Origin of the sequence: Pseudomonas sp. P5_152, from assembly GCF_033989915.1 — a bacterium.
Classification (GTDB): domain Bacteria; phylum Pseudomonadota; class Gammaproteobacteria; order Pseudomonadales; family Pseudomonadaceae; genus Aquipseudomonas.
On record NZ_JASFAH010000002.1, the window covers coordinates 4385771 to 4403012 of the forward strand.

At 61.9% G+C, this 17242-nt stretch carries 16 protein-coding genes; 10 read left to right on the forward strand and 6 right to left on the reverse strand.

The genetic code is table 11. The features are described from left to right. Nucleotides 1-20: 20 nt before the first annotated feature. The 3 genes from QMK50_RS19770 to QMK50_RS19780 all read left to right on the forward strand — a co-directional run bounded on the left by QMK50_RS19770 (nt 21) and on the right by QMK50_RS19780 (nt 1907). Nucleotides 21-737 (forward strand): OmpA family protein, encoded by a 717-nt coding sequence (locus tag QMK50_RS19770; protein WP_095166949.1) that lies wholly within the window; start codon nt 21-23, stop codon nt 735-737. A 140-nt stretch (nt 738-877) separates the two neighbouring features. Beyond that, the gene (locus tag QMK50_RS19775; RefSeq protein WP_095166951.1) at nt 878-1156 is read left to right on the forward strand and encodes a DUF1145 domain-containing protein; all 279 of its coding nucleotides are present in this window, start codon (nt 878-880) and stop codon (nt 1154-1156) included. Continuing rightward, nucleotides 1149-1907, forward strand: a complete 759-nt coding sequence (locus QMK50_RS19780; RefSeq protein WP_320333764.1) for a collagen-like protein — start codon at nt 1149-1151, stop codon at nt 1905-1907. The genes QMK50_RS19775 and QMK50_RS19780 overlap by 8 nt, the downstream gene beginning before the upstream one ends. 182 nt (nt 1908-2089) lie before the next feature. On the opposite strand, the gene QMK50_RS19785 is transcribed toward QMK50_RS19780, so the two are convergent. After that, complete coding sequence (locus QMK50_RS19785; protein WP_159994097.1) at nt 2090-2554, reverse strand: CopD family protein; 465 nt, start codon at nt 2552-2554, stop codon at nt 2090-2092. Nucleotides 2555-2653: 99 nt separating this feature from the next. On the opposite strand from QMK50_RS19785, the gene dinG reads away from it, so the two are divergent. The 5 genes from dinG to pdxH all read left to right on the forward strand — a co-directional run bounded on the left by dinG (nt 2654) and on the right by pdxH (nt 10479). Further along, nucleotides 2654-4798, forward strand: a complete 2145-nt coding sequence (gene dinG / locus QMK50_RS19790) for an ATP-dependent DNA helicase DinG (protein ID WP_095166957.1) — start codon at nt 2654-2656, stop codon at nt 4796-4798. 82 nt (nt 4799-4880) lie between these two features. Then, entirely contained in the window at nt 4881-7265 is a 2385-nt protein-coding gene (locus QMK50_RS19795) for a beta-agarase (RefSeq protein ID WP_320333765.1), read from the forward strand. A gap of 114 nt (nt 7266-7379) precedes the next feature. Continuing rightward, nucleotides 7380-8525 carry a serine hydrolase domain-containing protein gene (locus QMK50_RS19800; protein WP_320333766.1) on the forward strand — a complete coding sequence of 382 codons (1146 nt, stop codon included), beginning with the start codon at nt 7380-7382 and terminating at the stop codon, nt 8523-8525. Nucleotides 8526-8664: 139 nt separating this feature from the next. Next, on the forward strand, nt 8665-9807 hold the full coding sequence (locus tag QMK50_RS19805) for an OmpA family protein (protein WP_320333767.1): 1143 nt from the start codon (nt 8665-8667) through the stop codon (nt 9805-9807). A 24-nt stretch (nt 9808-9831) separates the two neighbouring features. Further along, a complete protein-coding gene (pdxH, locus tag QMK50_RS19810) occupies nt 9832-10479 on the forward strand; it encodes a pyridoxamine 5'-phosphate oxidase (RefSeq protein ID WP_320333768.1) in 648 nt (215 codons plus the stop codon). Nucleotides 10480-10484: 5 nt separating this feature from the next. On the opposite strand, the gene QMK50_RS19815 is transcribed toward pdxH, so the two are convergent. Next, on the reverse strand, nt 10485-10721 hold the full coding sequence (locus tag QMK50_RS19815; RefSeq protein WP_095166964.1) for a hypothetical protein: 237 nt from the start codon (nt 10719-10721) through the stop codon (nt 10485-10487). Between the two features lie 167 nt (nt 10722-10888). Here QMK50_RS19815 and QMK50_RS19820 point away from each other — a divergent pair, with 167 nt between their 5' ends. Continuing rightward, the gene (locus QMK50_RS19820) at nt 10889-11353 is read left to right on the forward strand and encodes a glycine zipper 2TM domain-containing protein (protein ID WP_095166966.1); all 465 of its coding nucleotides are present in this window, start codon (nt 10889-10891) and stop codon (nt 11351-11353) included. Between the two features lie 74 nt (nt 11354-11427). Here QMK50_RS19820 and nhaA read toward each other — a convergent pair whose 3' ends face one another. Continuing rightward, nucleotides 11428-12615 carry a Na+/H+ antiporter NhaA gene (gene nhaA, locus QMK50_RS19825; RefSeq protein WP_320333769.1) on the reverse strand — a complete coding sequence of 396 codons (1188 nt, stop codon included), beginning with the start codon at nt 12613-12615 and terminating at the stop codon, nt 11428-11430. 250 nt (nt 12616-12865) lie between these two features. Here nhaA and QMK50_RS19830 point away from each other — a divergent pair, with 250 nt between their 5' ends. Next, entirely contained in the window at nt 12866-13960 is a 1095-nt protein-coding gene (locus QMK50_RS19830; protein WP_320333770.1) for a PLP-dependent cysteine synthase family protein, read from the forward strand. 144 nt (nt 13961-14104) lie between these two features. Here QMK50_RS19830 and QMK50_RS19835 read toward each other — a convergent pair whose 3' ends face one another. The 3 genes from QMK50_RS19835 to QMK50_RS19845 all read right to left on the reverse strand — a co-directional run bounded on the left by QMK50_RS19835 (nt 14105) and on the right by QMK50_RS19845 (nt 17160). Then, nucleotides 14105-15718: an NAD(P)/FAD-dependent oxidoreductase gene (locus tag QMK50_RS19835; RefSeq protein WP_320333771.1), complete on the reverse strand. Its 1614-nt coding sequence runs from the start codon at nt 15716-15718 to the stop codon at nt 14105-14107. A gap of 106 nt (nt 15719-15824) precedes the next feature. Next, nucleotides 15825-16499, reverse strand: coding sequence for a hypothetical protein (locus tag QMK50_RS19840; protein WP_095166974.1), 675 nt, complete (start codon nt 16497-16499; stop codon nt 15825-15827). A gap of 61 nt (nt 16500-16560) precedes the next feature. Continuing rightward, nucleotides 16561-17160, reverse strand: a complete 600-nt coding sequence (locus tag QMK50_RS19845; protein ID WP_320333772.1) for a short chain dehydrogenase — start codon at nt 17158-17160, stop codon at nt 16561-16563. Nucleotides 17161-17242: the final 82 nt, after the last annotated feature.

Below are 17242 nucleotides of genomic sequence, written 5' to 3' on the forward strand. Positions count from 1 at the left end.
GTAACACAGGAGCATTCACCATGAGTCTTCGTGCGCGGACCGTGATACCGGTACTACTGTTCGGCAGCCTGTTGACAGGTTGCGCCACCCACAGCGACGGCACTGCCCCCCTCAATCAACGTACCTGGCCGATCTGCAGCCTTATCGGCGGCCTGGTGGGCGGTGGCCTGGGCGCGATTGAAAGTGGTGGTTGGGCGGCAGGTGGCGCGGCACTCGGTTTGTTGACGGGAGGCTTGATCTGTTACGCGCAGGATGGCGATGAGGACGAAGACGGGGTCTTCGATCGTCGCGATCATTGCCCGGATACCCCGGCCAATACCCCGGTCGACAACAGGGGGTGTCCGATTCCCCAGTACCCGGCCACCGTCAAGCCGGTCGAACCGCAAAGTGAAGTGATCACCCTGAGTGACCAGGGAGAGGTGTTGTTCGCCTTCGATTCCGCGCAATTGACTCCAGCGGCCCAGGAACAATTGGTGGGGTTGATGGATAAACTGAAAAACGCCGACGTACTGAGTATCAAGGTGGTCGGGCATACCGATAGCCAGGGAACAGACGCCTACAACCAGGCGCTCTCCGAACGGCGCGCCAGCAGTGTCGCCGCCTTCCTGCTGGAGCAGGGGCTGACGCCGGACAAACTCACCAGCCAGGGCATGGGCGAAAGCCAGCCTGTGGCCGACAACGCCAGCGAAGAAGGGCGGGCGAAAAATCGTCGGGTTGAACTGGTGATCGGTCGCTGATCGACGGCTGCCGGATGGTCGATTCTCGTCGATCCGGCAGCTAAACAGCCCGGCGCGCAAGAATTTTCACGGACCTCTGGCGCATCCCTCGTGGAAGTCGTTACTGTGCGCGCAAAGAATAATGAAGCACGGGGGAGCGTATGAAAGTGTTTTGGGGGCTGGGCAAGTGTTTGACCCTGATGTTCTGGCTGGTGGTGCTGGTCAATCTTGTGGAACCGCTAATCAACCCGATTGATCTGCTGGTCAATCTGGCGGCCAGCCTGTTGCTGCTGACCCACCTGTTGGAAGTGCTGCTGGTGCACCGCAACCTCAAGGGCCGCCCTCACCCGTGGCGTGATCGCCTGCAAATCCTCCTGTTTGGCATTTTTCACCTGCGGACCCTGTCTGCCCCTACGTCTGGGGAGCATCGCCATGCGTAAACTCTGTTTGCTTGCCGCACTGGTAAGCCCACTGGCCACGGCGCAGGTGGTCAGTGTTGAAAGTCATTCGCTGATGCGTCTGCCCAATACCACCAGCACCTTGCAGCTGGAGCGTCTGGACGTTGCGGACTATGGCACCTTGCTGATCCCCTCGAACGTCACTGAGTTGGACGTGGGTCAGTTACGCCTGGGGCGCGAGGCGCGGATTGCGATTGTTCCCAGTGAGCAGGTCCTGCAGTTGAAGGTCGGGCATGCCCAGCTTGCCAGTGGTAGCCAGATTACTTCCCGTGGCGCTCCGGGTACTTACCTCAAGGCCGCTCGCGGCGGGCGTAACCTGAATTTGCGGATTGCGTCGTTGAACGCGCCCGAGTTGTCGGTGGATGCGCGCGGTGGCGCTGGCGCCCCGGGTTATGTGGGGCTCGATGGGGCCAACGGTCAGGAACCCGGTTGCACCTGGGGCGAGGCTGGCCGTGGTGCCGATGGGGATAACGGGGGGGATGGTCGTGCTGGTGCGCCAGGGGCTTTGGTGCGTCTGGAGTTGCCACGTGATTATCCAGAGCAGCAGATCAAGGTGCAGGTTGAGGGTGGCGCCGGAGGAGTGCCGGGGGCTGGAGGTAAACCTGGTGCGGGGGGCAAGGCCAAGGGGTGTCTGGTTTATCGTGCCGATGGTGGTAAGAGCGGGCGGCCTGGGGTGGCCGGGCAGCCAGGGGTAGAGGGAGCGGCTGGGGCTGTTAGTTTGCAGCGGTTGTAGGGAGTGATGACGACCTGCGCCACATGATCAATCTCGGCAATCCCCTGTAGCAGCTGCCGAGCCCGCGAGGCTGCGTTCGAGGACGCAGTCCTCGCCCCTGCGGCCTCGAGATTAAAAGCTTCAGACGAGCTAACGCTCGGCCGGTTGCGCGGTGGTCGCTGGGGGCGTCGGGCTCTGAGTCTTTAAAATGTCGGGCGCGCCGCCGCAATTGCGACCAGCACCAATCCTACAATCAAATTGATTCCCACCAGGCGCCGTATCCCACCCAAGGTGGCGGCGCCGGTCGGCCAGTCTTCGGCCAGGACGGCCTTGCGTAGCTCGGGCAGTTGCAGTGCTTGAATACGAATGAACAATGCAGTCATCACCAGATACAGGCCCATCATGATCTGCACGTAGCGTGGTGCGGTTTCGAAGCCGTTGAAGCGCAGGTGGATCAGGCCGACGCCGCTGATCGGCAGGATCAGCACGGCAATCCAGACCCAGAGAAAAAAGCGCGGGAACACTTCCAGCCACAATTTAAGGCGGGCCGGGCCCTCGAGGGCCTTTCCGGCGGCGGGGCGCAGGACCATCCAGGCGAAAAACATGCCGCCGACCCACACCAGGGCTGCCAGTGTGTGCAGGCTATAAATGAAGGCGAAAAGTGTCATTGGGGTACTCCGTTCTGCGCGGGATTAATTAGCGGGGTATGATAGCGGCCGATCCGAACCACTGAAAATTTATCCAGCGTTTTTTGCGCCCGACAATCCATGATCAGCACTGAACTCAAAACCACGATCCAGGGCGCTTATTCGCGTTTTCTCGAAGCCAAGAGCCTTAAGCCGCGCTACGGCCAGCGCCTGATGATCGCCGAAATTGCCAAAGTCCTGGGTGACATCGACACCGACGACGAAGGCCGGCGCAGTGGCGACCCCGCGATTGTCGCGGTGGAAGCCGGTACCGGTACCGGCAAGACCGTGGCCTACAGCCTGGCGGCGATTCCCACTGCCAAGGCCGCCGGCAAGCGCCTGGTGATTGCCACCGCCACCGTCGCCCTGCAAGAGCAGATCGTCTACAAGGACCTGCCGGACCTGATGCGCAACAGCGGGCTGAATTTCAGCTTTGCCCTGGCCAAGGGCCGGGGTCGCTACATGTGCCTGTCCAAGCTCGACATGCTGCTGCAGGAAGGCCACGCGCAAACCGCCACGGCCCAGCTGTTCGAGGAAGAAGGCTTCAAGATCGAGGTCGATGAGGCCAGCCAGAAGCTGTTCACCAGCATGATCGAGAAACTCGCCGGCAATAAGTGGGACGGCGACCGCGACAGTTGGTCCACCGCCCTGGAAGATGCCGACTGGGCGCGCCTGACCACCGACCACAGCCAGTGCACCAACCGCCATTGCCCCAATTTTGGTCAGTGCGCCTTTTACAAGGCGCGCGAAGGCATGGGCAAGGTCGATGTGATTGTCACCAACCACGACATGGTCCTCGCTGACCTGGCCCTGGGTGGCGGTGCCGTGCTGCCGGACCCGCGCGACACCATCTATGTGTTTGACGAAGGCCACCACCTGCCGGACAAGGCCATCGGCCACTTCGCCCATTACACGCGCCTGCGCTCCACCGCCGACTGGCTGGAAACCACCGCCAAGAACCTCACCAAGTTGCTCGCCCAGCACCCGTTGCCCGGCGACTTGGGCAAGCTGATCGAGCAAGTGCCGGAGCTGGCGCGTGAGATCAAGACTCAGCAGCAGTTCATGTTCAGTGCCTGCGAGCAAGTAGCCGACTTCAAGCCCGGCGAAGACGTCGAAGGCCGTGAGCGCCCGCGTCATCGGTTTGTCGGTGGGGTGATTCCCGAGCACATGCGCGAGATGGGCATCGAACTGAAGAAGGGCTTTGCCCGCCTGACCGATGTCTTCACCCGGCTCACGGAGCTGCTCAAGGAAGGTATGGACGGCGAGGTCAACATTGGTATCGCCAGCAACCAGGCGGAAGAATGGTACCCGCTGTTTGGCAGCCTGCTGTCTCGCTCCCAGGGCAACTGGGAATTGTGGACCGCCTTTACCGCCGAAGACCCGGAAGACAACCCGCCCATGGCGCGCTGGCTGACCCTGGCCGAAAGCGGTTCGCTGTTCGATATCGAGGTCAATGCCAGCCCGATCCTGGCTGCGGAAATGCTCCGGCGCAACCTCTGGAATATCGCCTACGGTGCCTTGGTAACCTCGGCCACCCTGACCGCCCTCGGCACCTTCGATCGCTTCCGCATGCGTGCCGGCCTGCCGAAAAAAGCCGTGACGGCGGTCGTGCCGAGCCCGTTTCACCATGCCGATGCCGGTGTGCTGCGGGTTCCCGACCTGCGCGCCGATCCGCGGGACGCCCCGGCGCACACTGCGGCGATCATCCGTGACCTGCCGGAACTGGTGGAAGGCTCGCGTGGCACCCTGGTACTGTTTTCCTCGCGCAAACAGATGCAGGACGTGTTCGACGGCCTCGACCGCGACTGGCGCAAGCAAGTGTTCATTCAAGGCAACCTGTCGAAGCAGGAAACCCTGAACAAGCACAAGGCGCGGGTTGATGGTGGCGACTCCAGCGTGCTGTTCGGCCTGGCCAGTTTTGCCGAAGGTGTCGACTTGCCGGGGGCCTATTGCGAGCACGTGGTGATCGCCAAGATCCCGTTCTCGGTTCCCGATGACCCGGTGGAAGCCGCACTAGCAGAATGGATCGAAGCGCGGGGCGGCAACCCGTTCATGGAAATCTCTGTGCCGGACGCCTCGCTCAAGCTGGTCCAGGCTTGCGGTCGCCTGCTGCGCACCGAAGAAGACCGCGGCACCATCACCTTGCTTGACCGACGCCTGGTCACGCAGCGTTACGGAAAGGCGATCCTCAACGCCTTGCCACCGTTCCGTCGCGAAATATCTTGAGACAGGGTGGGCGGAAACGCCCACTTCGTTGTCTATCTCCTATCACCGATTTCACACTGGCCCTAGGGAGAACCTGGTTCATATGATTCGCCGCTCGTTACCCGCTGTTTTTGCCCTGATGTTCGCTGCGCCTCTGCTGGCGGCACCCGCCGGGCAGCAGACGCTGTTCAACTTTGTCCGGCCTGCCGATGTGGTCCAGGTGACGACACAGGATGCCAGTCTGCCGCAATCCAACGCGGAGCAAACGGCCGAGGGCGAAGTGCTGCGGCGTGTGACGTTCAACCCGACGGCGCAACCAAGCCTGCGCCTGACCCCGCAAACCGGGGCCTGGGACTGGTCGCAATCGGGGGTCATGAGCCTGCGCCTGCAGAGCGCGATGAACTGGGCTGTCACGCTTTACGTCAAGATCCAGAGCAACGACGGTAAAACCCTGGTCAGCCGCGTCGACCTGCCTGCCGGACCGGCGCAAACCCTGTTGGTGCCGCTCAAGCCGAGCTCGCCCCTGAGCCAAGGAATGAAGGCCGGCCCGCCGATGCCGATGACCGTTGATGGTCAGCGGATCCTGCTGGCCAGCAGCGAGGGTGAGCTGGACCCGGCCCAGGTGGTGTCGGTCACTCTGTCGATGGATCAGCCGAAAGTGGCCCAGAGCATCCTGATCGAGCGCTTTGGTGTGCAGGACGGCGTGGCGGTCACCCAGGCGGTCTACGGTTCCCTGGTGGATGCCTATGGACAGTCGAGCCGGGCGAAATGGCCGGAAAAGATCGCCACTGACGAGCAGCTCAAGGCGGCGGCCGCCAAGGAACAGCAGCAATTGAGTGGCTGGCTGGCCCAGCGCGAGCGCTCGGCCCTGGACACCTTCGGCGGCTTGAACAAGGGCCCGGCCTTCAAGGCCAGCGGCTTTTTTCGCACCGAGAAACGCGACGGGCGCTGGTACCTGGTGACACCACAAGGTCACCCGTTCTACTCCCTGGGGGTCAACACGGTCACTGCAGACGCCAGCCAGACTTACGTCGCCGGTCGCGAGGGCATGTTCGAAGTATTGCCGGGCAACGACCAGCCGCTGGCCGTGCATTACGGTGAAGGCGATAACCGCGGCGGCAATGGCGTCGATCGCGGGCGTGCCTTCAATGGCGGTCGCTGGTATGACTTTTATGGCGCCAACCTGCAACGCACCTACGGTCAGCCTTGTGTCGCCGGCACCCCGGCGAAGGTTGCCGAGACCGGCGCCGAAGCGCCCGTCGCGCCGTGCGCACCTTATGCCTTCGATGAAAAACGCTGGGCCGGGCACACCCTGGATCGCCTGCAGGCGTGGGGCTTCAACACCCTGGGCAACTGGAGCGAGCCGGCTCTGGGCCACAGCGCACGAATGCCCTACACCTTGCCGTTGTCGATCGTCGGCGATTACACCAGCATCAGTACCGGGAACGACTGGTGGGGCGGCATGCCCGACCCGTTCGACCCGCGTTTTGCCATGGCCACCGAACGTGCAGTGGCCATTGCCGCACGCGATCATCGGGATGATCCCTGGTTGATCGGCTACTTTGCGGACAACGAGCTGGCCTGGGCCGGTCCCGGTGACGATCCCAAGGCGCGTTATGCCCTGGCGTATGGCACGTTGAAAATGACCACCGACGTGCCGGCCAAACGCGCCTTCCTCAAGCAGTTGCGTGACAAGTACCGCAATCAGGCCGGCCTGTCGAAGGCCTGGGGCATCGACCTGCCAGCCTGGGAATTGATGGAAGACCCGGGGTTTGTGCCGCCGGTACCCAATCCCGAGCATCCGGAAATCGAAGCCGACTTCAAATACTTCCAGAAGGTCTTTGCCGACACCTACTTCAAGACCATTTCCGATTCGTTGAAATGGCATGCGCCGAACCACCTGCTGCTCGGCGGTCGATTTGCCGTCAGTACGCCCGAAGCGGTGGCGTCCTGTGCACAGTATTGCGATGTGCTGAGCTTCAACCTGTACACGCTCAAGCCCCAGGACGGCTATGACTTCAGCCAGTTGCAGGCGCTGGACAAGCCGGTGCTGATCACTGAGTTCAACTTCGGTTCACGGGATCGCGGCCCATTCTGGGGTGGGGTAACGGAGCTGGCGAGGGAGGAGGAGCGGGGACCGGCGTATGCCAACTTCGTCAAACAGGCGCTCAGCGAGCCGTCGATTGTCGGGGTGCACTGGTTCCAGTACCTCGATCAACCGGTGACCGGGCGCTTGCTGGATGGCGAAAACGGACATTTTGGTCTGGTGGGGATCACCGATATTCCGTTTCAAGGTTTTGTCGACAGTGTGCGCAAGGCCAATCTGCAGGCCGTCGATCAGCTCGCCAAGGCGGGCGAACAAGCCCGACTGGCCGCCGAGAAAGCCGGCAATGCGGGTGACAAACCCGAGGGCGAAAAGCCTGCTCACGAGCCGCAGGGCGCGGGGCAGGGCGGCCACACCGGTGGGCATTCGGGTAATGGCCATTAATCGCTGAAACAACCCCTTTAAACCAGCGACCGCCCAGCCCGAGCGGGTTCCCAAAACCCTCAAGGGCTGGAACAATGCGCTAACGATTCGAGATGTTTCTCCGGGGAGTGGTGGGTGCAGATTCAGGGTCATTACGAGCTTCAATTCGAAGCAGTACGCGAAGCCTTCGCGGCACTGTTCGATAACTCCCAGGAACGCGGCGCGGCATTGTGCATCCAGATCGGTGGCGAAACCGTCCTCGACCTGTGGGCGGGCACGGCCGACAAGGACGGCAGTCAGGCATGGCACAGTGATACCATCGCCAATCTGTTTTCCTGCACCAAGACCTTTACCGCCGTGACCGCCCTGCAACTGGTTGCCGAGGGCAAGCTGCAACTCGATGCGCCGGTCGCACGCTACTGGCCCGAGTTCGCCGCCGCCGGCAAGGAAGCGGTGACCTTGCGCCAGTTGTTGTGTCATCAGGCAGGCCTGCCGGCTCTGCGTGAGTTGCTGGCACCCGAAGCGCTCTACGACTGGCAGACCATGGTGGAGGCCCTGGCGGCCGAAGCTCCTTGGTGGACGCCGGGTGAAGGCCATGGTTATGCGGCAATCACCTATGGCTGGCTGGTGGGTGAACTGTTGCGTCGGGCCGATGGCCGCGGTCCGGGCGAATCGATCGTCGCGCGGGTGGCACGCCCCTTGGGACTGGATTTCCATGTCGGCCTGGCCGATGCAGAGTTCCATCGGGTGGCGCACATCGCACGGGGCAAAGGCAACGTCGGCGATGCGGCCGCCCAGCGCCTGTTGCAGGTCACTTTGCGTGAGCCAACAGCCATGAGCACCCGGGCGTTTACCAATCCGCCCTCGATCATGACCAGCACCAACAAGCCAGAGTGGCGACGTATGCAGCAGCCGGCGGCCAATGGCCACGGCAATGCCCGCAGCCTGGCCGGCTTCTATAGCGGACTGCTGGATGGCAGCCTGCTGGAAAGTGACATGCTCCAGGAGCTGACGCGCGAGCACAGCCTGGGCGAGGACAAGACACTACTGACCCGGACGCGTTTTGGTCTGGGTTGTATGTTGGATCAGCCGGACGTACCCAACGCCACCTTCGGCCTCGGCCCTCGGGCTTTTGGTCATCCTGGGGCGGGGGGATCCGTCGGGTTTGCTGATCCCGAACACGATGTGGCCTTCGGTTTTGTCACCAATACCCTGGGCCCTTACGTGTTGATGGACCCGCGTGCGCAGAAGCTGGTGCGGGTTCTCGGCGATTGTCTGTAAAAAGGTGGTTGCCAGGCATTTTTCTGATAAAAGATGCCACCAAGTCATGGAATGGAACCCTGTGGCTTTTCATGTTGCACAGCATCTGTTTATACGGGTCGCAGACCCACAGCTTTTTATCTCATTTTGTGGATATCCCATGTCACCGAACAAATTTTTAGCCTTGGCCCTGTGTCTCAGCATCACCGGTTGTGCACAAACCCCACAAAGTGACGCAGACGGTGGCCCTTGGTGGTCATTCGGTTCCGGTTCCGACAAGGTCGCGGACAAGGGCACCGCCAAGCCGGACGCCAAGGTCGATGCCAAAGCGGCGCCAGCAGCACCTGCCGACAAGACTGTCGCTGCCGCCCCGGCAACCCCGGCTCCCGTGGCCAAGGCCCAGGACAGTGGCAGCAGTTGGTGGCCGTTCTCCTCCAAGGAGAGCACCACCAAAGCCGCCGTCGATAGCAAAACCACCGCGCCTGTGGTGCCGCTGACGGCGACCAGCGCTGCCGCCGCAGCGGCCAAGGCCGACTCCGAGAGCAAATGGTGGTGGCCGTTCAGCGACCAGACCAAGGCTGTGACCAAGGCGGACATCAAGGATGTACCGATGCCTGACCCGAAAATCACCCAGGCCTGGCTGGACGACTACGAGCCGCGCCTGCGCAGTGCTATTCAGGACAAGCGCCTGCAGGTAGAGCGTCGCGAGAACATCCTGGTAGTGATCGTTCCGGTGGATGAAGCATTCAACCCGAAACGCCCGGCCATGCTGTTGCCTTCGACCCTCGGCCCGTTCACTCGGATTGCCAAGCTGGTGGAATCCGACACCAAGACTTCGGTACTGGTGCTCGGCCACGGCGACTCTTCGGGCGCAGCCCCGGCGACCCAGACCCTGAGCAAGGAGCGTGCGACTTCGGTAGCCTCGATCTTCAGCCTCGGTGGCATGAAGCGTGATCGCCTGATGTTGCGTGGCATGGGTGACCTGATGCCGCGTGCAGCGAATGATAGTGTCCAGGGACGCGCCTTGAACCGACGTGTCGAGATCGTGCTGACCCAGCGCACCACCATGCTCGCCCTGCTGAGCAAGTACAGCTCGCCAACTCCGCCGGTGGCCGAGATGGTTGCGATCCAGGACGTCAAACCTGCCAGCGTTGCCCTGGCCGATAAAAAAGCCACGCCAGCGAAAAAAGCTGTACCGGCGAAAAAGACCACCGCCAAGAAAGCCGCACCGGCTAAAAAGCAGCCAGCCAAGACCCCGACCCCGGCGAAAAAACCGGTGCCGGCCAAAGCTGCTGCAAACTGATCGACCCTGCACAAGGAAAACGCCGTGACCCAGGCTCTGGCTGATATGCGCCGCGACTACACCCGCGATGGTTTGACCGAGGCCCAGGCCCCGGCCGAACCCTTCGCGCTGTTTCATCAGTGGTTTGCCGAGGCGGTGAAAACCGAACAGCCTCCGGTCGAGGCCAATGCCATGACCGTGGCCACTGTTGATGCGCAGGGTCGCCCGCATTGCCGGATCCTGTTGCTCAAGGGCCTGGATGAGCAAGGTTTTACCTTCTTCACCAACTACCAGAGTGCCAAGGGCCAGCAGTTGGCGGCCAACCCCTATGCCGCCATGACCTTCTTCTGGCCGGCCCTGGAGCGCCAGGTGCGTATCGAGGGGCGGGTGGTCAAGGTCACGCCGCAGGAGTCCGATGCCTATTACCAGGTGCGGCCATTGGGCAGTCGCCTGGGGGCATGGGCTTCCCCGCAGAGTCGGGTGATCGCCGATCGTGCTGAGCTTGAAGGATTACTCAAGGCTACTGAGCAGCGCTTTCACGATAGCCAGCCCGATTGCCCGGAGCATTGGGGTGGCTATCGCCTGTTGCCCGAGCGCATCGAGTTCTGGCAGGGGCGTGCCAGTCGTCTTCACGATCGCTTGAACTACCGTCTGCAAGACGGTGGTTGGAGCCGTGAACGTCTAGCGCCCTGAGCAGTCTACCGGGCAGGATAGGTGGCTGCGGCCGCCTCCAGCCACTGCGCCAGGTCCCGGCGTTTGATGCGTTGCTGCCGGGCACGGTCCAGTTGCTGCAGCATGAACTGCTTTTTCTGTTCGTCATTACCCGCCAGTGACAGCGCCAGGTCGCGGTCCATCCAGCGCTTGATTCGCACGTACAGCCACCAGTGGAAGTACAGGCCGGCGACCGTGGTGACGATAATGATGAAGTAATCCATGGAAATCCTTGGGGGATGGCGCAATTTTTCGAAATGGCCGCTACTGTGTGATGACCTCGCAGACGCCGCTGTACCGCGCCTGAATGAAACCAATTTTATCCGGGCGGCGCCGTGACAGGCGTCAAGCTGCGGAGTTTAATGAATACTTGTCCTTTGGAGTTGATGTTATGCGTAAGTCTGTTCTGCTGGTTGCTACCTTTTCCACGATGGCGATGTTGCTCACGGGTTGCCAGTCCAGCCTGACCGGTGACTCCTACTCCCGTGACGAAGCGCGTCGTGTGCAGACCGTGCGCATGGGCACCATCGAGTCCCTGCGTCCGGTGAAAATCGAAGGTACCAAGACCCCTATCGGCGGCCTGGCTGGCGCGGCGGTAGGTGGTGTCGGTGGCAGCGCGATTGGTGGCGGCAAAGGCAGTATCGTTGCCGCGGTCATTGGTGCGGTAGCGGGTGGCTTGATCGGTTCGGCCACTGAAGAAGGCCTGACCCGTACCCAGGGCGTGGAAATCACCGTGCGTGAAGACGACGGCAGCATGCGTGCCTATGTGCAGCAGGTTCAGGAAAACGAAGTGTTCCGTGTGGGTGAGCGTGTACGCATCTCCACCGTCGACGGCACCAGCCGCGTATCGCACTAAGTTCCAACCGTTAAAACAAAACCCCGATCAGGCAACTGATCGGGGTTTTGTTTTTCTGGCTTTTAATCGGCTGGCTAGGCAGCCTGTGCCGGTTTCTTGCGGCTCGCTACCACCATCACGGCATAGCCGATCAGGGCGGCGAACAGCGAACCAGTGAGGATACCCATGCGGTCCATGCCGGCGTATTCGCTGCTGCCCGCCTCAAAGGCCAGGGAGCCGACGAACAGGCTCATGGTGAAGCCGATCCCGCAGAGAATCGCCACACCCAGGACCTGGCCCCAGTTGGCGCCGGCGGGTAGGGCAGCAATACCGGATTTAACCGCCAGCCAGGTCAGGCCGAACACACCGACGGTTTTCCCCAGCAGCAGGCCGATGGCGATGCCCATCGGCACCATGTGGGTGAAGCTCTCGACGGTGACGCCGCTCAGCGACAGGCCGGCGTTGGCAAACGCGAACAGCGGCAGGATGCCGTAGGCGACCCACGGATGCAGTGCATGTTCCAGGCTCAGAGAGGGCGAGGGCTCGGCATTTTTGGTGCGCAACGGGATGCAGAACGCCAGTGTCACCCCGGCCAGCGTGGCGTGGACACCGCTCTTGAGCACGCAGACCCAGAGGATCAGGCCGATGATCATGTACGGACCCAGCTTGACCACCCCCAGGCGATTCATCGCCACCAGCGCGGCAATACATGCGCCCGCCAGCATCAACGACAGAGTCGAGAGCGCGCCCGAGTAGAAGATCGCAATGATGACGATCGCACCCAGGTCATCGATGATGGCCAGGGTCATCAGGAACAGCTTCAGCGACACCGGTACACGCTTGCCCAGCAAGGCCAGCACGCCCAGGGCGAAGGCAATGTCGGTGGCGGTCGGAATTGCCCAGCCATTCAGCGCAGGTGGGTTGTCGCGGTTGAGGAACCAGTAGATCAGCGCTGGCACCAGCATGCCACCGACGGCGGCGGCACCCGGCAGGACGATCTGCGAAGGTTTGGACAGGTGACCATCGAGGACTTCACGCTTGACCTCAAGGCCGATCAGCAGGAAGAACAGGGCCATCAGGCCGTCGTTGATCCACAGTAACAGCGGCTTGGCGATTTTCAAGGCGCCGATCTGGGCCACCACGGGGGTGTCCAGCAAGCCGGTGTAGAGCCAGGACAGCGGTGAGTTGTTGATGATCAGGGCCAGGACTGCAGCGGCAATCAATAACAGACCGCTGGCAGCTTCCAACTGAAAGAAACGAGTGAAAGTGCTACGCAGAGGCAAGGTCGCTCTCCATCTATAGATTCAAAAGGTGGCACACCCTAACCTGTGCGGTTAGTTGTTAAAACAAAAGTTATATTCTTTTTTGTTATATGCCGTTACAACCCAAGCTGCACACAGCCTAGCAGTTGGCTGGCGTATTGAACCCCAGCTGTACCTGTGCGTTATGTAGGTTTTTTCCTAAGCTTAAGAATTGGCCTGTTGTCACCCTCAGGTTTCCTTCCGCCGTCATTGATTCCACGAGTAACCCACCATGAGCGACAGCCGCCAATGGGCCCGCGAAGCCATCCGCATCATCGAAGCCGACTTCCAGCGCAGTGCCGATACCCACCTGATCCCGTTGCCGTTGGCGGGGTTGCCGGGCATCGAGCTGTACTTCAAGGATGAGTCCAGCCACCCTACCGGCAGCCTCAAGCATCGGTTGGCCCGCTCGCTGTTCCTATATGCGCTGTGTAATGGCTGGCTCAAGCCGGGTGCCCCGGTGATCGAGGCGTCCAGCGGCTCGACGGCGATCTCCGAGGCCTACTTCGCTCGACTGCTGGGACTGCCGTTCATTGCGGTGATGCCGGTCAGCACTTCCCGGGAAAAGATCGCGCAAATCGAGTTCTACGGCGGCAAGAGCCACCTGGTGCAGGACCCGACGCAGATCTATGCCGAGTCCGAGCGCCTGGCCCGTGAGCACGATGGGCACTTCATCGATCAGTTCACCTACGCCGAGCGCGCCACCGACTGGCGGGCCAACAACAACATCGCCGAGTCGATCTTTCAGCAGATGCGTTTCGAGCGGCATCCGGAACCCAGCTGGCTGATTTCCAGCCCCGGCACCGGCGGCACCACCGCGACCCTGGGGCGCTACGTGCGTTACCGGCAGCACGCCACCCGGGTGCTCTGTGCCGATGCCGAGCGTTCGGTGTTCTTTGACTATTACCTGAGTGGCGATGCGAGCCTGCGCCTGGAGTGTGGTTCGCGTATCGAAGGCATCGGTCGGCCGCGGGTCGAGGCGTCGTTCCTGCCGAAGGTGATCGATGCGATGGTCAAGGTGCCGGACGCCTTGTCACTGGCGGCCATGCATTACCTGGCGCAACGCTTGGGTCGCAACGTCGGCGGTTCCAGTGGGACTAACCTGATTGGCGCGTTGATGGCAGCCCAGCAGATGGTCGCGGCGGGAGAGAGTGGGTCGATCGTGGCCATTCTGTGCGACGGCGGCGAGCGTTATGCAACCACCTACTACGATCAGGACTGGCTGAAGGCCCAGGGTTACGAGTTGAGTGACTTGATCGCGGCCGTTGCGGCCAGCGTCGAGCGGGGTGAGGCACTGCCAGCCAGTGTGTTGCGCGCAAACATCTGAGATAGATCAGACGCTCAAGGCCTCCATGGTGGTGAGGACCTGTGGAAGCTGCCGGTAGACCTGCTTTTTATGGCGTTCGACTTTCCCCTGTGGGAGCGAGCAAGCTCGCTCCCACAGGTTGTGTGTTGCTGCAGTGATTGTGTGTCAGGCTTCCAAGCCCAGGATATCCCGCGCCACAGCCTCGGCAATGCGAATCCCGTCCACCCCCGCCGAGAGAATCCCACCCGCGTAGCCAGCGCCTTCACCGGCCGGGAACAGGCCCTTGACGTTCAGGCTCTGCATCGACTCGTTACGGGTGATGCGCAGGGGTGACGAGGTGCGGGTTTCGATCCCGGTCAGCACCGCGTCATGCAGCGAGTAGCCGCGAATCTGCTTCTCGAATGCCGGCAGGGCTTCGCGGATGGCTTCGATGGCAAAGGCCGGCAATGCCAGCGCCAGGTCACCCAGGGCCACCCCAGGTTTGTAGGAAGGTTCGACGCTGCCCAGCGCGGTCGACGGCTTGCCGGCAATGAAGTCGCCAACCAGTTGCGCCGGTGCCTCGTAGTTGCTGCCGCCGAGCACAAAGGCGTGGGACTCCAGTTGCTCCTGCAACTCGATACCGGCCAGCGGGCCACCCGGGTAGTCCACTTCCGGGGTAATACCCACGACAATCCCGGAGTTGGCGTTGCGCTCGTTACGCGAGTACTGGCTCATGCCGTTGGTGACTACACGATTGGGCTCGGAGGTAGCTGCTACCACCGTACCGCCTGGGCACATGCAGAAGCTGTAGACCGAGCGACCGTTCTTGGCGTGGTGCACCAGTTTGTAGTCGGCGGCGCCGAGTTTCGGGTGACCGGCGTACTTGCCCAGGCGCGCACTGTCGATCAGCGATTGCGGGTGCTCGATGCGGAAGCCCACGGAGAACGGCTTGGCCTCCATGTACACGCCGCGGCCGTGGAGCATGCGGAAGGTGTCGCGGGCACTGTGGCCCAGCGCCAGGATCACGTGGCGGGAGTGGATCTGCTCGCCGCTGGCCAGTTCGACGCCGGTCAGTTGGCCGTCTTCGATCAGCACGTCGGTGACCCGTTGCTGGAAGCGCACTTCGCCACCCAGGGCACGAATCTGCTCACGCATGTTTTCCACGACGCCAGTCAGGCGGAACGTACCGATGTGCGGCTTGCTGACGTAGAGGATTTCATCCGGCGCGCCGGCCTTGACGAACTCGTGCAGGACTTTGCGGCCGTGGTGCTTGGGATCCTTGATCTGGCTGTACAGCTTGCCGTCGGAAAACGTACCGGCACCGCCTTCGCCGAACTGCACGTTCGACTCGGGGTTGAGCACGCTTTTGCGCCACAGGCCCCAGGTGTCCTTGGTGCGCTGGCGAACTTCGGTGCCACGCTCGAGGATGATCGGCTTGAAGCCCATCTGGGCCAGCAACAGCCCGGCGAAAATCCCGCAGGGACCAAAACCGACCACCACCGGGCGCTCGCTCAGGTCTTGTGGGGCGTGGCCCACGACCTTGTAGCTGACATCCGGGGCGGGATTGACGTTACGGTCATCGGCGAACGCCTGCAACACCTGGGCCTCGTCCCGCAGGCTCAGGTCAATGGTGTAGATGAAGCACAGTTCGGAGGACTTTTTGCGCGCATCGTAGCTGCGCTTGAACAAGGTGAAATCGAGCAGGTCATCACTGGCGATGCCCAGGCGCTGCACGATGGCAGGGCGCAGGTCTTCTTCGGGATGGTCGATTGGCAGCTTGAGTTCGGTGATTCGTAACATGTCGGTATCCGGTTCGCGGGCGCACCAATGCGCCAAGGCGTTGCAAACCGCAGATTATAAGCCTCAACCGGGATTTCCAGTGAGGCTAAAACAACAGCTCGTCGCATCAGTCGCTGCGTGAGCCGCCAAAATAGGCGCAGCCACGTTGTACCTGATCGTTAACCCGCAACTCGGCGCTCATGAACTGGACGCTGGGGCGGCTCGGGTCGACGCAGCGTTGGGGGGCGATCCACAGTTCGACGCGTTGGTTATTGGCTTCGCTGCTGAGGTGAAAGCGCCCGTCACCCAATTGTTCTTCCAGGTAGGGCAGGACCAGGGCCGGTTGTCCAGCGCGCTCGACCAGCATGCCCTTGCCACTGATCTTGACGCTCCAGTTGGGCGTATTGCCGCCGGCCTGCAGGATCAGTTTCTGGAAGTCTGGACTGTTGCAGGCACTCGTCGAGCGTTCCAGGCGATAGAGCTGCTGGACATCCAGTTGCGCCTGGCCGTCCGTAACTTTTGCCGAGGGTACCCGGCCACGCAGATCGGCGAATACCTGGTGCTGGGTCCCGGCCAGTGTGGCGGCCTCTTGCATGACGCTGGTGCTGCCGCCGTCATGCACGGCATACAGGGTGTTGCCCTGGCAGGGCTTGAACACCAGCTTGCCGTTGGCCATGCCGAGCTCGCCCTGCATGCGGGTCAGGCCAGCGGTGGAGGGCGCCTGGGGCGAACTCTCGAGCAACTGGCAACCGGCAAACAGCGGGAGCAGGGCGACAAACATCAGGGAACGGGCAGCACGCATCGTTGGGTCTCCAGGCAGGTGCCGACACGTTACGCAGGCAGGCCGTTCATCACAAGGGCTGTCAGCCGACGTGGAAGGTCTGTCCGGTCTGCAAACCTTCCACACTCTTTGCATAGGCCAGCCCGACATCGGCGCCGGCCACCGGTTTGTAGCCCCGGAAGTAGGGCGCATAGCTGCCCATGGCCTCTACCAGCACCGTAGGGCTGACCGAATTGACGCGTAAGCCACGGGGCAGTTCGATGGCGGCGGCCCGCACGAAACTGTCCAGTGCACCGTTGACCAGTGCCGCCGATGCGCCGCTGCGGATCGGGTCGTGGCTGAGGACGCCGCTGGTGAAGGTGAACGAAGCGCCATCGTTGGCAAACTCACGGCCGATCAGCAGCAGATTGACCTGGCCCATCAACTTGTCTTGCAGGCCCAGGGCGAAACTTTGCGCGTTCATCTCGGCCAGGGGCGCGAAGGTCACGTTGCCAGCGGCGCAGACCAGGGCATCGAACTTTCCGGTCTTGCCGAACAGCTCGCGAATCGAGGCGCTGTCGCTGATGTCGACCTGGAAATCGCCACTGCTGCGGCCGATGCGAATGATCTCGTGACGTGCCGACAGCTCTTTGTCGACTGCCGAACCCACGGTGCCGCTGGCGCCAATCAATAGAATTTTCATCGTGCTGTTTCCTCAAGGGGTGAACGAGGTTTCAGTCTAGAGTGGTTTTTTCTGCGGATAAGCGTGCTAATAGGCAACCTTT

What these genes read in the sequence shown, in the direction of transcription:
- QMK50_RS19770 (WP_095166949.1), top strand. Translation starts at nt 21, where the DNA reads ATGAGTCTTCGTGCGCGGACCGTGATACCGGTACTACTGTTCGGCAGC.
- QMK50_RS19780 (WP_320333764.1), top strand. Translation starts at nt 1,149, where the DNA reads ATGCGTAAACTCTGTTTGCTTGCCGCACTGGTAAGCCCACTGGCCACG.
- QMK50_RS19835 (WP_320333771.1), bottom strand. Translation starts at nt 15,718, where the DNA reads ATGTTACGAATCACCGAACTCAAGCTGCCAATCGACCATCCCGAAGAA.
- QMK50_RS19845 (WP_320333772.1), bottom strand. Translation starts at nt 17,160, where the DNA reads ATGAAAATTCTATTGATTGGCGCCAGCGGCACCGTGGGTTCGGCAGTC.
- QMK50_RS19830 (WP_320333770.1), top strand. Translation starts at nt 12,866, where the DNA reads ATGAGCGACAGCCGCCAATGGGCCCGCGAAGCCATCCGCATCATCGAA.
- QMK50_RS19775 (WP_095166951.1), top strand. Translation starts at nt 878, where the DNA reads ATGAAAGTGTTTTGGGGGCTGGGCAAGTGTTTGACCCTGATGTTCTGG.
- QMK50_RS19795 (WP_320333765.1), top strand. Translation starts at nt 4,881, where the DNA reads ATGATTCGCCGCTCGTTACCCGCTGTTTTTGCCCTGATGTTCGCTGCG.
- QMK50_RS19805 (WP_320333767.1), top strand. Translation starts at nt 8,665, where the DNA reads ATGTCACCGAACAAATTTTTAGCCTTGGCCCTGTGTCTCAGCATCACC.
- QMK50_RS19820 (WP_095166966.1), top strand. Translation starts at nt 10,889, where the DNA reads ATGCGTAAGTCTGTTCTGCTGGTTGCTACCTTTTCCACGATGGCGATG.
- QMK50_RS19815 (WP_095166964.1), bottom strand. Translation starts at nt 10,721, where the DNA reads ATGGATTACTTCATCATTATCGTCACCACGGTCGCCGGCCTGTACTTC.
- QMK50_RS19785 (WP_159994097.1), bottom strand. Translation starts at nt 2,554, where the DNA reads ATGACACTTTTCGCCTTCATTTATAGCCTGCACACACTGGCAGCCCTG.
- QMK50_RS19840 (WP_095166974.1), bottom strand. Translation starts at nt 16,499, where the DNA reads ATGCGTGCTGCCCGTTCCCTGATGTTTGTCGCCCTGCTCCCGCTGTTT.
- dinG (WP_095166957.1), top strand. Translation starts at nt 2,654, where the DNA reads ATGATCAGCACTGAACTCAAAACCACGATCCAGGGCGCTTATTCGCGT.